Origin of the sequence: Gordonia sp. UBA7599, assembly GCA_002477755.1 — a bacterium.
Lineage (GTDB): Bacteria > Actinomycetota > Actinomycetes > Mycobacteriales > Mycobacteriaceae > Gordonia.
The window spans coordinates 1-13983 of the sequence record DLKD01000129.1 but is presented as its reverse complement, the minus strand read 5'-3'; the positions used below and the strand labels follow the sequence as shown (position 1 = coordinate 13983).

Genomic DNA, 13983 nt, shown 5'->3' with positions numbered 1-13983 from the left:
CAGACGGATGTTGGCGAAGGTGCCGCGGATCATTACCTCGTGGTTGCCGCGACGGCTGCCCAGCGAGTTGTAGTCCTTGCGGGCGACACCGTGCGAGTCGAGGTACTGCGCGGCCGGGGTGCCCGGCTTGATCGGGCCGGCCGGGCTGATGTGGTCGGTGGTCACCGAGTCACCCAGTAGGGCCAGCACACGCGCACCCTTGATGTCGGATACCGGCGACGGTTCCAGCGCCATACCGTCGAAGTAGGGCGCCTTGCGGACGTAGGTGGACTTGTCGTCCCACGCGAAGGTGTCACCGTCGGGGGTCGACAGGTTCTGCCAGCGCTCGTCGCCCTTGAACACGTCGGCGTAGGACTTGCGGAACATGTCCTCGTTGATCGCCGCCTTGATCGTGTCGTCGATCTCCTGCGCCGACGGCCAGATGTCCTTCAGGAAGACGTCGTTGCCGTCGGTGTCCTGGCCGAGCGGCTGGGACTCGAAGTCGAAGTCCATCGTCCCGGCGAGTGCGTAGGCGATGACCAGCGGCGGGCTCGCCAGGTAGTTCATCTTGACGTCGGGGGAGATGCGGCCCTCGAAGTTGCGGTTGCCCGAGAGCACGGCGGTCACGGACAGGTCGTTCTCGTTGACGGCCTTGCTGATGACGTCGGGCAGCGGCCCGGTGTTGCCGATACAGGTCGTGCAGCCGTAACCGCCGAGATAGAAGCCGAGCTTCTCCAGGTACGGCCACAGGCCGGCCTTCTCGTAGTAGTCGGAGACGACCTGCGAACCCGGTGCCATGTTGGTCTTAACCCACGGCTTGGAGGCGAGGCCCTTGTTGACCGCGTTGCGGGCGAGCAGGCCTGCGCCGATCATCACCGACGGGTTGGAGGTGTTGGTGCATGAGGTGATGCCTGCGACGGCCACGGCGCCGTGGTCGAGGACGAAGTCCCCGTACTCGGGCGAGGACACGTGGACCGGCTTGCTCGGACGGCCCTCCGCGCCGTTGGCGGCGGACTGCACGTTCACCGCGCCGTCGTCGGCGAACGAGAGCGCAGCCGGGTCGGAGGCCGGGAACGATTCCTCGACGGCCTCGTCGAGGGAGGTGTGCTCGGCGGGGTGCTGCTCCTCGACGTAGTTGTGGATGTCCTTGCGGAAGGCGACCTTCGACTCCGACAGGAGGATGCGGTCCTGCGGGCGCTTCGGGCCGGCGATCGACGGGACGACCGTGCTCAGATCGAGCTCGAGGTGTTCGGAGAACTCCGGCTCGCGCTCGGGGTTGTGCCACATGCCCTGTTCCTTGGCGTAGGCCTCGACGAGAGCGAGCTCCTCGTCGGTGCGGCCGGTCAGGCGCAGGTAGTTGATCGTCTCGCCGTCGATCGGGAAGATCGCACAGGTCGAGCCGAACTCGGGGCTCATGTTGCCCAGGGTGGCGCGGTTGGCGAGCGGCACCTCGGCCACGCCGCGGCCGTAGAACTCGACGAACTTGCCGACCACACCGTGCTGGCGGAGCATGTCGGTCACGGTCAGCACGACGTCGGTGGCGGTCACGCCCGGCTGGATCTCGCCGGTCAGCTTGAAGCCCACGACGCGCGGGATCAGCATGGAGACGGGCTGGCCCAGCATGGCGGCCTCGGCCTCGATACCGCCGACGCCCCAGCCCAGAACGCCCAGGCCGTTCTCCATGGTGGTGTGCGAGTCGGTGCCGACGCAGGTGTCCGGGTAGGCCTGGCCGTTGCGGGTCATGACGACGCGGGCGAGGTACTCGATATTGACCTGGTGGACGATGCCGGTACCCGGCGGGACGACCTTGAAGTCGTCGAACGCGCCCTGGCCCCAACGCAGGAACTGGTAGCGCTCGGAGTTGCGCTCGTACTCGAGCTCCACGTTCTTCTCGAAGGCGTCGGCACGGCCGAAGACATCGAGGATCACCGAGTGGTCGATCACCATCTCGGCCGGGGAGAGTGGGTTGACCTTGTTCGGGTCGCCGCCGAGGGCGGCCACGGCCTCACGCATGGTGGCGAGGTCGACGACGCACGGCACGCCGGTGAAGTCCTGCATGAGGACGCGTGCGGGCGTGAACTGGATTTCGATGCTCGGATCGGCATTGGGGTCCCAGTTGCCGAGAGCCTCGATGTGCTCGGTGGTGATGTTGGCGCCGTCTTCGGTACGCAGCAGGTTCTCGGCGAGCACCTTGAGCGAGTAGGGGAGCCGATCGGTGCCCTTCACGGTGTTGATGCGGAAGATCTCGTACGACTTGTCGCCCACCTCGAGGGTGCCGCGGGCGCCGAATGAATCAATACTCACTGGATACATCTCCTCTTATCTCCTCGGTGTGCTGACGGGGCTCGAATCAGCACTTTCCGACGGGGCTGTGTCGGGTAGTCCGGGTCTGCTGCGCCGACTGCTCGGCGCGACTCCTTCACTCTAACAGTACGGGCGTACTGTTACCAGAGCGGGGTGTCGCGGTGTTGCGCGTCCGGTGCAGATCCATTGTGTCGTACTCTTGCGCAGCAAGACGGCCGACTGAGAAAGGCGTGTGCGATGAGTCCCGAACCGACTCCCGCGGTCCCGACGATTCCGTACGGTGCGAGCGTTCCGGACAACATCGACGTGAACGCGATCGTGACCGCAGTGAAGAGTCAGGGCGTCTACGGCCCGGCCGAGCAGGTGCCGGCACTCAAGGCGGTGGCCGCGGATGCGGCGGGGAAAGGCCACGACATCAAGATCGTCGTGCTGACCGGGTACCAGCCGAAGTTCACCTACTACCGCGACATCGCACTGACCGTCCAGCAGCAGACCGGCGGCACGGTGATCGTACTGGGCCCGGACTCCCTCGGCAGCGCGGGCCCGGAGTTCCCCCGGGTCGTCCAGGAGTCCGCGTCGCAGAATCTCACACTGTCCGATCCGCCGGGTGCGGCACGACAAATGGTCGATCAGCTGACCGCGCCGCAGACCGATTGGACCCTGCTGACCATCGTGCTCACGCTGTTCGTGCTTGCCGCTGCCGTCGGCGCGCGCCTATTCAGCCGACGCCGCGGTGCCCATGCAGTGGCCGGGCAGGCCCCGGTCACGGAGGGGACGGAGCCGTCGTCGGTGGCCGAATCCGATGTGGCGGCCGGGACTTCTGACGATCTCGCCGATGCCGGTGATCGGGCCTCGTCCGACGGCTGAGTGGGACCTGGTACGGATGTTGCCAAAGTGATACATCGCAACATTTGTCCGCTTTTGCGCTGATCACAGCATCGCCGCAGGTAATCACACATTTGTAATTCGTGTTTCGGGTGTTTCCCACGCTTACTGATGTGACGTACGGTGCAGTTGTCACAGGCGAGTCTGCTGTGACGTGTGATGTACACCTCGCGAAATTGAGGAGCAAGGGCGTTGAGGCGAACCCAGGAGAACAGGGCCACCCGGACGGGCAGCGGGCTGACCGCGATGCTTCGCGGCGGGGTGCTGGTGACCGCGGTCGCCCTGTCGACGCTGGTCGCCGGCGCTGCGGGAGCTGCGCCGACCGACCAGAAGGCGGCGAAGGTCTCGCGACTGGTCAACCAGATCGCGACCGTCGACCAAAATCTGACCGACCTTGACAACACACTGGCCGTCAAGCGGGAAGCGGTGAACCGCGCGCTTGTCGATTTCCAGAACTCCATTGTCGCCGAGCGGCTCGCTGCCGTCGCAGCCCAGGGCGCCCGCACCTCTCTCGTGGCCGCCGACCGTCGTCTGGCAAAGGCGCAGAAGTCGTTCGACGCATACGCCGCCAGCGCGTACCGCCGGGGACCGGCCGGCACGATGCGCGACTACATCTCCTCCGACGACCCGCAGAAGGTGCTCGACCAGGTCGGCGTTCTCGACCGCGTCAGCGCGCAGCAGCGTCGGACCATCGAGCAGCTCAAAATCGCCCGCAACCAAAAGGCGAACCGCGCTGCGGCCGCCGAGGCTTCGCGCCTGCAGGCCTCCTCAGCCGTCCGCAGCGCTGCCAGCCGGCGCGGCGAGGCGATCTCCGCGGTGAAGACCGCCCAACAGGCCATGGCCGACCAGCAGCGGCAGAAGGCCGCGCTGCTCACCAAGCGGGCCCAGTCGCAGAACAAGCTCAACAAGCTGCGTGGGGTGAACACGCAGGTCGCCGCACCGGTGATCCCGGGATTGAGTGCTTTCACCGATGGGCCAGACGTCACCGACGCCGCGATGGCTGCTGCGGCCGCGGCGGCGAAGATCGCCGTCGACATCGCGCAGAAGACCCTCGCCGCCGTGATCGGCTCGCAGCAGATCCCGCAGTCCAAGCTGTTCGACGAGCTGGGCCTCAGCGGTAGCGACGTGACGAGCAGCAGCGGCGACAACGGCTCGCTATCACGACTCTCCAGCGGATCCCTGGGCGCCCTGTTCGGTAGCGCGGGCAGCTTCGGCGGCGGCGGTGCGGTCCGACCCGGTCTTCGCGGTTCGCAAGCCGTCGAGCTGGTCATCAACCGTGGGATGTCGCAACTGAACAAGCCCTATGCATGGGGCGGCGGCGATGCCAACGGCCCGACGAAGGGTATTCGCGACGGCGGTGTGGCCGACGCGCACGGCGACTACAACAAGATCGGGTTCGACTGCTCCGGCCTGATGATCTACGCGTTCGCCGGTATCGGCTACGACCTGCCGCACTACACCGGCTACCAGTACACGTCGGGCCCCCGCGTGCCGATCGCCATGATGCAGCGCGGCGACATGATCTTCTGGGGCGCCAACGCCAGCCAGCATGTCGCGCTCTACCTGGGCGACAACAAGATGCTGGAGGCCCCGCAGTCCGGCGACGTCGTGAAGGTCTCGCCGGTGCGCATGGGCGGCACGATGCCCATGGTCGTGCGGCTCTGGTAGTCCGGCACCGCTGATCGAGCGCGCACCCCGGCGGACGCGCCCGGCCGTCGCGTTATCGCCTAACCACGACCTCGCCGCTAGGCTGGGACGGAACGTTTCATCAACCACTTTCCGTCCGGCCGTGCGGTCAGGCGCGGACACCGACGACAGGAGTTGGGCTTTGACGTCGCAGCCCGGCAACGGCCAACAGTCCTCCGCAGCGGTCAGCGAAGCCGACTCGAAGCTGATCGAGAAGGCCATCTACGAGGTCAAGCGGGTGATCGTCGGCCAGGACCAGCTCGTCGAGCGCATCCTGGTCGGACTCCTCGCCCGCGGCCACATCCTGCTTGAGGGTGTTCCCGGCGTCGCGAAGACGCTGGCCGTCGAGACTTTCGCGACGGTCGTCGGCGGCTCCTTCTCGCGCGTGCAGTTCACCCCCGACCTCGTGCCCACCGACCTCATCGGCACCCGCATCTACCGGCAGGGCCGTGAGGAGTTCGACACTGAACTCGGCCCGGTGGTGGCGAACTTCCTGCTCGCCGATGAGATCAACCGCGCGCCCGCAAAGGTGCAGTCGGCGCTGCTGGAGGTCATGGCCGAGCGTCAGGTGTCGATCGGCGGCGTGACCTACCCAATGCCCAAGCCGTTCCTGGTGATGGCGACGCAGAACCCGATCGAGAACGAGGGCGTCTACCCGCTGCCCGAGGCGCAGCGCGACCGCTTCCTGTTCAAAGTCCTCGTCGACTACCCGTCGGTCGAGGAGGAGCGCGAGATCGTGTACCGGATGGGCAACGTCCCGCCGACGGCCTCGCAGGTCCTCGATCCCGAGGCGATGATCCGTCTGCAGGATGCGGCCGCCAATGTGTTCGTCCACCACGCACTCGTCGACTACGTCGTGCGGTTGATCAACGCGACCCGCCGCCCTGGCGACCTGGGGATGACCGAGGTGGCCTCGTGGCTCGCTTACGGCGCATCGCCGCGCGCCACCTTGGGGATCATTGCCGCCGCGCGAGCACTGGCCCTGGTCCGTGGCCGCGATTACGTCGTACCCAACGACATCGTGGAGATCGCGCCTGACGTCCTGCGCCACCGACTGGTCCTGACCTACGACGCGCTGGCCGACTCCGTCGACGCCGACGACGTCATCGTGCGCGTCCTGCAGACCGTCGGCCTCCCGCAGGTCGTCGCCGCGCCTGCCGCTCCGAACGGCGGCCCGCCGCCTGGCGCGCCGGGCCAGATCCCGGCGATCCCGAACCCGCCGGCGGGCCAAGCCGCACCGCCGAACAATGTCCGGCATGCCGGGCAGTAACACCCCGCTGCCGTCCTTCGACGACGGGCTCCTGAAGGACCCGGCGCTGACGGCGGCCCTGCGCAACCTCGAACTCACCGTCCGGCGCAAGCTCGACGGGGTCCTGCAGGGCGCCCACCTCGGGCTGATCCCCGGGCCGGGCTCCGAGCCGGGGGAGGCGCGCGCCTACCAGCCGGGTGATGACATCCGACGGATGGAATGGGCGGTCACCGCCCGCACGACCGTGCCGCATGTCCGGCAGATGATTGCCGATCGCGAGCTGGAGACCTGGCTGGTCGTCGACGTCTCCGGCAGTCTCGACTTCGGCACCGTCGGCCACAGCAAGCGCGACCTGGCGGTCGCCGCGGCCGCGATCATCGTGCACCTCACCGCGGGCGGCGGGAACCGGATCGGTGCCGTCATCGTCACCGGCGACGAGATCGTGCGGATCCCGGCCCGGGGTGGGCGCGCGCATGCGCAGAACCTATTGAAGAAGATCGCCACCACCCATCGCAGCTCGCCGACGGTGCGCGGCGACCTCCGCGACGGCATCGAGGCGCTGCGTCGTCCGGAACGCCGTCGCGGCCTGGCCGTCGTGATCAGCGATTTCCTCGGCCCGATCGATTGGGATCGGCCGCTGCGCGCCATCGGTGCCCACCATGAGCTGCTCGCGATTGAGGTGCTCGATCCGCGCGACCTCGAACTGCCCGCCATCGGCGACGTGCGACTCGCCGACGCCGAATCGGGGGAGATCCACGACGTGGTGATCACCGAGCAGGTCCGCATCGACTTCGCCGCGGCTGCCGCGGCACACCAGCAGCAGGTGCACCGGACGATCCGGGCCTGCGGGGGGCCGGTGATGACCCTGCGCACCGACCGGGACTGGGTCGCCGACACGGTGCGGTTCATCGGCGGGCGCCGCCGCGGTCTTGCGGCGGGGGTGGGCTGATGCTGGCGAACCCCTGGTGGCTGCTGGGACTGTTCGTGGTGGCCGCGCTGGTCGGGCTGTACGTCTACATCCAGCGCCGGCGCACCTCGCGGGCGATGAAGTTCGCCAACCTCGAGATCCTCAAGTCGGTCACGCCCAAGCGGACCGATCGATTCCGCCACGTGCCCTTCGCGGTGCTCGCCGTCGCGCTGGTGTTGCTGACGATCGCCCTGGCCGGGCCCCAGTCCGACCGCAAAGTGCCGCGCAACAAGGCCACGGTCATGCTGGTCATGGACGTCTCGCGCTCGATGAACGCGACCGATGTCGCGCCGAGCCGGATCAAAGCGGCGCAGGAAGCGGCGAAGAAGTTCGCCACGGAGCTGACCAAGGGCATCAACCTGGGGTTGGTGTCGTTTGCGGGGACGGCGACCACGCTGGTCAGTCCGACGCCCGACCACAATGCGACGAAAGCCGCCGTCGACAAGCTGCAGCTCGACGATAAGACGGCGACCGGCGAGGGCATCTTCGCCGCGCTGGACCAGATCCGGACCCTCAACTCATTGCTTGGCGGTGAGAAGGAGGCGCCACCGGCGCACATCGTCCTGCTCTCCGACGGCAAACAGACCGTGCCGGAGAGCCAAGATGCGCCGCGGGGGGCGTTCTCGGCCGCGCGCAAAGCGCGGGAGCGCCGCGTTCCGATCTCGACCATCTCCTTCGGTACCCGCTCGGGCGTCGTGGAGATCGAGGGCGAGCGCATCCCGGTGCCCGTCGACGACGCGTCACTGAAGAAGATCTCGCAGCTCGGCGCGCCAGGCGGGCGGTTCTTCACCGCCTCGAGCCTTGAGGAGCTCAACGCGGTATACAGCTCGCTGCAGGAGCAGATCGGGTACGAGACGACGCGCGGCGACGACTCCCACCCGTGGGTACTGGCGGGCACGATTCTGGCCCTGCTGAGCGCTGCGGGGGCCCTCCTGCTCAACCAGCGCCTGCCCTGACCGGACGCAACACCCGATTCGACCCACTTTTCCTCTTACGACCCGCGACACGATAGGTTCATTACCCATGACTACCTCCCGCTCTGTTCTTGTCACCGGCGGCAATCGCGGCATCGGCCTGGCGATCGCCCAGCGCTTGGCCGCTGATGGTCACAAGGTCGCCGTCACGCATCGCGGGTCCGGCGTCCCCGAGGGTCTGTTCGGCGTGCAGTGCGACGTGACCGACACCGAGTCGGTGAACCGCGCGGTCGCCGAGGTCGCCGCGCACCAGGGGCCGGTCGAGGTTGTGGTCGCCAACGCCGGGATCACCGAGGACACGCTGCTCATGCGGATGGACGTCGACCAGTTCGAGCGCGTCATCAACGCGAACCTGACGGGTGCCTTCCGCGTGACCAAGGCTGCGACCCGCGACATGCTCAAGAACCGGTGGGGGCGCTTCATCTACCTCGGCTCGGTCGTGGGCCTCATGGGCACGCCGGGACAGGCGAACTACGCGTCGAGTAAGGCCGGCGTCATCGGGTTGGCCCGGTCGGTGACCCGCGAGCTCGGTAGCCGCAACATCACCGCCAACGTCGTCGCCCCCGGTCTGATCGACACCGAGATGACGCGCGCGCTGCCCGAGGAATACACCAAGACCGCCGTCGACCAAGCCATCCCGGCCAAGCGCATGGGCCAGCCCGAGGATGTCGCCGCCGTGGTGTCGTTCCTCGCCTCCGACGACTCGTCCTACGTCACCGGCAACGTGATCAACGTCGACGGCGGCCTGGGCATGGGCCACTAGCCCCCGCGTTCCGCCAGCCACCCCACCACACCACCAGGAGTCAGCCATGGGCATTCTCGACGGCAAGACCATCCTCGTCACCGGCATCATCACCGACGCCTCCATCGCGTTCTCCACCGCCAAGGTGGCCCAGGAGCAGGGTGCGACGGTGATCATCACCGGTATCCCGGAGCGGCTGCGGCTGATCGACCGCATTGCCAAGCGCCTGCCGCAGGAGGTGCCGCCGGCGATTCCACTCGACGTCACCGACGAGGAGTCCCTCGGCGCGCTCGCCGACAAGGTGCGCGAGCTGGCACCGCAGGGCATCGACGGGCTGGTCCACTCCATCGCGTTCGCACCGCGGACCCTCATGGGCCCCGACGCGCTGCCGTTCCTCGAGGGTCCCGGACCCGACGTTGCGAAGTCCTTCGAGATCTCGGCGTGGAGCTACGCGTCGCTGGCGCGTGCGGCGCTGCCGGTGATGAACGAGGGCGGTTCCATCGTCGGCATGGACTTCGACCCCCGCACCGCGATGCCGGACTACAACTGGATGGGCGTGGCCAAGGCCGCCCTGGAGTCGGTGAACCGCTACGTGGCACGCGAGGTCGGCTACGCCAAGCGGATCCGCTCCAACCTGGTGGCCGCCGGGCCGATCAAGACGCTGGCCGCCAAGGCGATCTCGGGTACGGCCACCGACGACGCCAAGAAGCTGACGATGCTCAACGAGTACTGGAACGGCGCGTCGCCGATCGGCTGGAACGTCGACGACCCGGGCGTCGTCGGGACCAGCGTCTGCGCACTCCTGTCAGACTTCCTGCCCGGGACCACCGGCTCGATCATTTACGTCGACGGCGGTGCCAGCCACAACACGTGGTTCCCGGAGGACATGATCAAGTAGGTCCCGTCGCACGATGGATGAGTCGACGGGCGCGCCGTTCACCGCGGTGCTGTTCCTCTCCTTCGGCGGGCCCGAGCGGCCCGAGGAGGTCATGCCGTTCCTGGAGAACGTGACTCGGGGCCGTGGCGTGCCACGCGAGCGGCTCGAAGAGGTCGCTCAGCACTACCACCACTTCGGTGGGGCCTCACCGATCAACGCGCTCAACCGGGACATGATCGCCGCGCTGCAGGCGGACCTGTCGATGCGCGGTGAGGACCTTCCGATCTACTTCGGCAACCGGAACTGGGATCCGTACGCAGCAGATGCTCTGGAGCAGTGCTACCGCGACGGTCATCGTCGAATCCTTGTCTTCACGACGTCGGCATGGGGCGGGTATTCGGGGTGCAAGCAGTACCACGAGGACATCGCCGGCGCGATCGCCGCACTGCGCGAGCGCGAGCCCGCCAGTAACGACGATCCGGTCCTGTTGCGGAAGCTGCCGCAGTACTGGTCGCAGGCTGCCTTCCTCGACGCGCAGGCCGGCGCTGTGCGTCGCGCGGTTGCCGCCCTGCCCGATCCCGACGGCGACGTCCGGCTCGTCTTCACCGCCCACTCCATCCCGTTGCGGGCCGACGCGGCGGTCGGCGACGGGCTGTACTCGCGCCAGGTCGCGCAGGCCTCGGCGGAGGTCGCCGCCCGCTTGGTGGCGGACGGGATCGTCGCGGGCTCCGCCGTCGGCGTCGACTACGACCAGGTGTGGCAGTCGCGCTCGGGTCCGCCGGAGGTGCCGTGGCTCGAACCCGACGTCGCCGATCACCTGCGGGCATTGGCGGCCCGCGGAGTGGGCCAGGTCGTCGTCGCGCCCATCGGATTCGTCTCCGACCACCTCGAAGTGGTGTGGGACCTCGACAACGAACTTGCCGAATTGGCGGGTGAACTGGGCCTGGGATACGCCCGGGCCGACACCGTCGGAACCGACCCGCGCTTCACCGCGCTGATCGCCGATATGGTTGTCCGCTACGCCGACGGTGAGGGCGATCTCGATGCGCCGGGATGCGGCGACAACGGGGCAGGTTGTCGTAGCGGTTGTTGCGGCTGACGGCCCCGCTTCAGCGCTGATATTCGACGATCACCCGGTTGACCGCCGCGGCCAGCGTGCCGCGCGCCACCGTGGTGAGGCCGCGCAGCTGATCGGCGGAGTCTTGTGCGTGGCTGCTTGCGATGCCGAATTTCACGAGGCGGGCATCGGCGAGGGCGATCGTGCCGAGGACCTGGGCGGCCAGACCCGCGACGTCCACCGCCCGCGCATCGGCGCCCGGGGGTAGCAGCGGCGTGAAACGCGTGACCTGGGCGGCCAGTTCGGTGCGCAGCGTCGTCGGCGTCGTGTCACGGACGCCGGGCAGCGCCGCCAATACGGAGGTCGCCTCACCGATCGCGTCGAGCAGGGCGGCCCGCGCTTCGCCGGGGCCGATCGGCGGTGCCGCGGTTGTCGTCGGGAGTGCGTGTGACATCCAGGCGGGGGCTCGGTCTGGGTCGCGCTCGGGGACGATGAGCGCCACGTCGGCATCGGTTTCCACAACCAGCGCCTCGCCGACGGTGAATGCTGCCGCGCTCGCCGGTCCGGGCGGCAGTCCGGCCGGGTCACCCGGTGCGGGCAGGCGCACGGAGAACGATTGCGCACGCCGGGCGAGTTCGAGCCATCCGATAGTCGCGCCCGTCTGCGCATCGAGCACCGTCGTCGGCATTTCCAGGGCAAGCAGCTCGTCGAGCAGGTCGTCGCCCGCGCAGCGGCCCGCAGCCAGTGCCGCCGCCCACGGGCCAACCGTGGTCAACACGTAGGCGGGCGCCGTCGATGGACGTGCGTGCGGGCGGGTGGGCGGTATCGAAGTCATGACCAGCCCAGACTAGTGCCCGTGTCGCCTCAGGCGCTCCGCGCGCGTCATGCTCGTTTCGCGGCGTGTGGTGGCCTACCCTGATCGATCGTGAATGGGGATCCGTACGGCCGCGACGTTCTCGCCCAGCCTCGTCGTCGCGGACCGCAGGTCCCGGTGGTCGTGGCCGAGCGCGGGCTCGTCGTCGAAGACGCGGCCAGCGGCTATTGCGGGGCGGTCGTGGGATTCGAGAAGTCCTACGACGGGCTGTTCGTGCGGCTCGAGGACCGCCGCGGTGCAACGCGGATTTTCGCGATGCGACCGAAGGCCTTCTTGATTGACGGCAAGCCGGTCACGCTCGAACGTCCGAAGGCGGCGCAACCCGCCGCGGCCGCCCGCACCGCGTCGGGATCGCGTGCGGCACCGCAATCGCGGGCCCGGGTGGCACGCGCCAGCCGACTGTTCGTCGAGGGCGTGCACGATGCGACGCTGGTCGAACGCGTCTGGGGCGACGACCTGCGCGCCGAGGGCGTCGTGGTGGAGAGCCTCGACGGTCTCGACAACCTCGGCGAGGCGCTGGCCGGCTTCGAGCCCGGGCCGAGTCGGCGGGCCGGGATCCTCGTCGACCACCTCGTCGCGGGATCGAAGGAGCAGCGGCTGACCACGTCGCTCGGCGAGCACGTGCTGGTGTGCGGCCACCCCTACATCGACGTGTGGGAGGCGGTGAAGCCCGCGTCGGTGCGGATCAAGGCCTGGCCGACGATTCCGCGGGGCACCGACTGGAAGACCGGCGTGTGTGCCGAGCTGGGCTGGGGGACCCCGCAGGACGGGTGGCGTCGGGTTCTTGGCGGCGTACGCGACTTCCGCGACATCGAAGTGCCGTTGCTGAGGTCCGTCGAGGAGCTCATCGACTTCGTCACCGCGGTCGAATAGACCCGCCAAACCCTCACGGTTTCGGGGATCCAGCGTCAGTCGAGGCTGGGTTGACGAAACGGTGAGGGGTTAGTCGTCGGTCGACGGCTCGTCGACGGGGAGTTTGGCGTCGAAGACGAGGCCGAAGATGCCCAGGGCGAAGAAGAACGCCGTCGACGCGATCAACCACGGGTTGGGGCCGGTCGTCAAAGAATGGCCCAGAAGGACGACCGCGGCAGTGCCGGGGAAGACGCCGAACAACGTCGCCAGGGTGTACGGCCAGAACCGCACCGATGAGAGCGCCGAGCAGTAGTTGGCCAGTGAGAACGGACAGGCCGCGATGAATCGCAGCGACCCGACCGCCAGCCAGCCGCGTCGGGCCAGGCGCGCCTCGATGGCACGGACCACCGGTTGCTTCAAGTAGGGCTGCACCTTCTCGCGGCCGATCAGCCGGATTGCGATGAACGAGGCCACCGCCGCGAACATCGTCGCTGCCATCGCCCCGACCAGGCCGACCCAGGCGGTGAACAGGATCCCCGACGAGAAGGTGAACGCCGACCGCGGAACCGGGAACATGGTGATCAGGGCGTAGCAGGTGAAGAAGATGATCGGGAAGGTCGGGCCCAGTCCGGCGCGCCACGACTCGATTCCGTCGACGATCCCGCGCGTGGGCACCAGGTAGGACGTGACCATGATGGCGGCGATGACGACGCCCACGACGATGAGGCGACGGATGACCGTGCCGCGGATGTCGGCTTCGAGCAGCTCGTCACCCACGTGCGGGTGCTCGTGGTCGGGGTGCTCGCTCACCAGCGCGACTCTACTGCGTGCGGCGAACGCGGGAGGTGACGGCAGCCCCGAGCGTTTGATCGGCTATGGTCCAAAGAACAGGACGAAAGGCAGCGTGATGTCGCTCTCAGAGACATACGGGCAGTGGTCTGAATCGGCAGCGGCGGTGCTGGCGAAGTCCCGACGCGTCGACGTCGCCGACCTGCCCGGGACCCCGACCGAACTACTATCCACGCCGATCCCCGGCGGTTTGACGGTCCGCCCGCTCTACACGCGCCTCGACGAGACGCCCGAGCCCGGACTGCCCGGCGAATTCCCCTTCGTGCGCGGTGCCGACCGGGCCCGCGACGTGGTCCTCGGCTGGCGGGTGACCGAGCGATTCGCCGACGATGACACCGCAGCGTCGGCGGTCAACGAACAGATCCTTGACGCGTGCGCCAACGGTACGAGCGGGCTGTGGTTGCGGGTCGGAGAGGGGATCGACGCTGACGGGCTCGGCGCTGCACTGGCCGGCGTCTACCTCGACCTGTTGCCGGTGACGCTCGACGTCGGGGCCGACGTCGCCGCGGCCGAGGCGTTCTTGCGTGTGCTCGAGCAGGCGCCTGCTGCGCCCCAAGAAGCGGCGCCGACCGTCGCGACCACCCATTCGCTGGGCTTGTCGCCGTTGACCGCGGCGTTCTCGGGCCGCCCCGGCGTCGCCGACTCCGACGCGGTCGCACTGGCCGTCCGGGTCGCCGACGGGGCGCAC

General features: G+C 68.3%; 13 protein-coding genes. 10 read left to right on the top strand and 3 right to left on the bottom strand.

Annotated features, from left to right (window positions below):
• A partial coding sequence (locus B4L26_RS14410; protein ID WP_290719799.1) for an aconitate hydratase occupies positions 1-2292 on the bottom strand: 2292 nt, incomplete at its 3' end.
• Between the two features lie 228 nt (positions 2293-2520).
• On the opposite strand from B4L26_RS14410, the gene B4L26_RS14405 reads away from it, so the two are divergent.
• From B4L26_RS14405 to B4L26_RS14370, 8 genes are all read left to right on the top strand, one after another.
• Positions 2521-3150 carry a DUF6676 family protein gene (locus B4L26_RS14405; protein ID WP_290719797.1) on the top strand — a complete coding sequence of 210 codons (630 nt, stop codon included), beginning with the start codon at positions 2521-2523 and terminating at the stop codon, positions 3148-3150.
• 264 nt (positions 3151-3414) lie between these two features.
• Positions 3415-4836: an NlpC/P60 family protein gene (locus B4L26_RS14400; protein ID WP_290719802.1), complete on the top strand. Its 1422-nt coding sequence runs from the start codon at positions 3415-3417 to the stop codon at positions 4834-4836.
• A 160-nt stretch (positions 4837-4996) separates the two neighbouring features.
• A complete protein-coding gene (locus B4L26_RS14395) occupies positions 4997-6124 on the top strand; it encodes an AAA family ATPase (protein WP_290719796.1) in 1128 nt (375 codons plus the stop codon).
• On the top strand, positions 6102-7052 hold the full coding sequence (locus B4L26_RS14390; protein ID WP_409563452.1) for a DUF58 domain-containing protein: 951 nt from the start codon (positions 6102-6104) through the stop codon (positions 7050-7052). Before B4L26_RS14395 ends, B4L26_RS14390 begins: the two co-directional genes overlap by 23 nt.
• On the top strand, positions 7052-8026 hold the full coding sequence (locus B4L26_RS14385) for a VWA domain-containing protein (RefSeq protein ID WP_290719792.1): 975 nt from the start codon (positions 7052-7054) through the stop codon (positions 8024-8026). The genes B4L26_RS14390 and B4L26_RS14385 overlap by 1 nt, the downstream gene beginning before the upstream one ends.
• A 67-nt stretch (positions 8027-8093) precedes the next feature.
• On the top strand, positions 8094-8807 hold the full coding sequence (fabG1, locus tag B4L26_RS14380) for a 3-oxoacyl-ACP reductase FabG1 (RefSeq protein WP_290719791.1): 714 nt from the start codon (positions 8094-8096) through the stop codon (positions 8805-8807).
• Positions 8808-8853: 46 nt separating this feature from the next.
• On the top strand, positions 8854-9684 hold the full coding sequence (gene inhA, locus B4L26_RS14375; RefSeq protein WP_290719789.1) for an NADH-dependent enoyl-ACP reductase InhA: 831 nt from the start codon (positions 8854-8856) through the stop codon (positions 9682-9684).
• Between the two features lie 13 nt (positions 9685-9697).
• Positions 9698-10762, top strand: coding sequence for a ferrochelatase (locus tag B4L26_RS14370; RefSeq protein WP_290719788.1), 1065 nt, complete (start codon positions 9698-9700; stop codon positions 10760-10762).
• Between the two features lie 10 nt (positions 10763-10772).
• Here B4L26_RS14370 and B4L26_RS14365 read toward each other — a convergent pair whose 3' ends face one another.
• The gene (locus B4L26_RS14365) at positions 10773-11555 is read right to left on the bottom strand and encodes a hypothetical protein (protein WP_290719786.1); all 783 of its coding nucleotides are present in this window, start codon (positions 11553-11555) and stop codon (positions 10773-10775) included.
• A gap of 90 nt (positions 11556-11645) precedes the next feature.
• On the opposite strand from B4L26_RS14365, the gene B4L26_RS14360 reads away from it, so the two are divergent.
• Positions 11646-12467, top strand: coding sequence for a DUF3097 domain-containing protein (locus tag B4L26_RS14360; RefSeq protein ID WP_290719785.1), 822 nt, complete (start codon positions 11646-11648; stop codon positions 12465-12467).
• Positions 12468-12536: 69 nt separating this feature from the next.
• Here the strand turns inward: B4L26_RS14360 and B4L26_RS14355 are convergent, their stop codons facing one another.
• Positions 12537-13256 carry a TVP38/TMEM64 family protein gene (locus tag B4L26_RS14355; RefSeq protein ID WP_290719784.1) on the bottom strand — a complete coding sequence of 240 codons (720 nt, stop codon included), beginning with the start codon at positions 13254-13256 and terminating at the stop codon, positions 12537-12539.
• Between the two features lie 97 nt (positions 13257-13353).
• On the opposite strand from B4L26_RS14355, the gene B4L26_RS14350 reads away from it, so the two are divergent.
• Positions 13354-13983 (top strand): methylmalonyl-CoA mutase family protein (locus B4L26_RS14350; protein ID WP_290719783.1); only part of this gene is annotated, 630 nt, incomplete at its 3' end.

What these genes read in the sequence shown, in the direction of transcription:
- B4L26_RS14405 (WP_290719797.1), top strand. Translation starts at nt 2,521, where the DNA reads ATGAGTCCCGAACCGACTCCCGCGGTCCCGACGATTCCGTACGGTGCG.
- B4L26_RS14400 (WP_290719802.1), top strand. Translation starts at nt 3,415, where the DNA reads ATGCTTCGCGGCGGGGTGCTGGTGACCGCGGTCGCCCTGTCGACGCTG.
- B4L26_RS14390 (WP_409563452.1), top strand. Translation starts at nt 6,102, where the DNA reads ATGTCCGGCATGCCGGGCAGTAACACCCCGCTGCCGTCCTTCGACGAC.
- B4L26_RS14385 (WP_290719792.1), top strand. Translation starts at nt 7,052, where the DNA reads ATGCTGGCGAACCCCTGGTGGCTGCTGGGACTGTTCGTGGTGGCCGCG.
- fabG1 (WP_290719791.1), top strand. Translation starts at nt 8,094, where the DNA reads ATGACTACCTCCCGCTCTGTTCTTGTCACCGGCGGCAATCGCGGCATC.
- inhA (WP_290719789.1), top strand. Translation starts at nt 8,854, where the DNA reads ATGGGCATTCTCGACGGCAAGACCATCCTCGTCACCGGCATCATCACC.
- B4L26_RS14370 (WP_290719788.1), top strand. Translation starts at nt 9,698, where the DNA reads ATGGATGAGTCGACGGGCGCGCCGTTCACCGCGGTGCTGTTCCTCTCC.
- B4L26_RS14365 (WP_290719786.1), bottom strand. Translation starts at nt 11,555, where the DNA reads ATGACTTCGATACCGCCCACCCGCCCGCACGCACGTCCATCGACGGCG.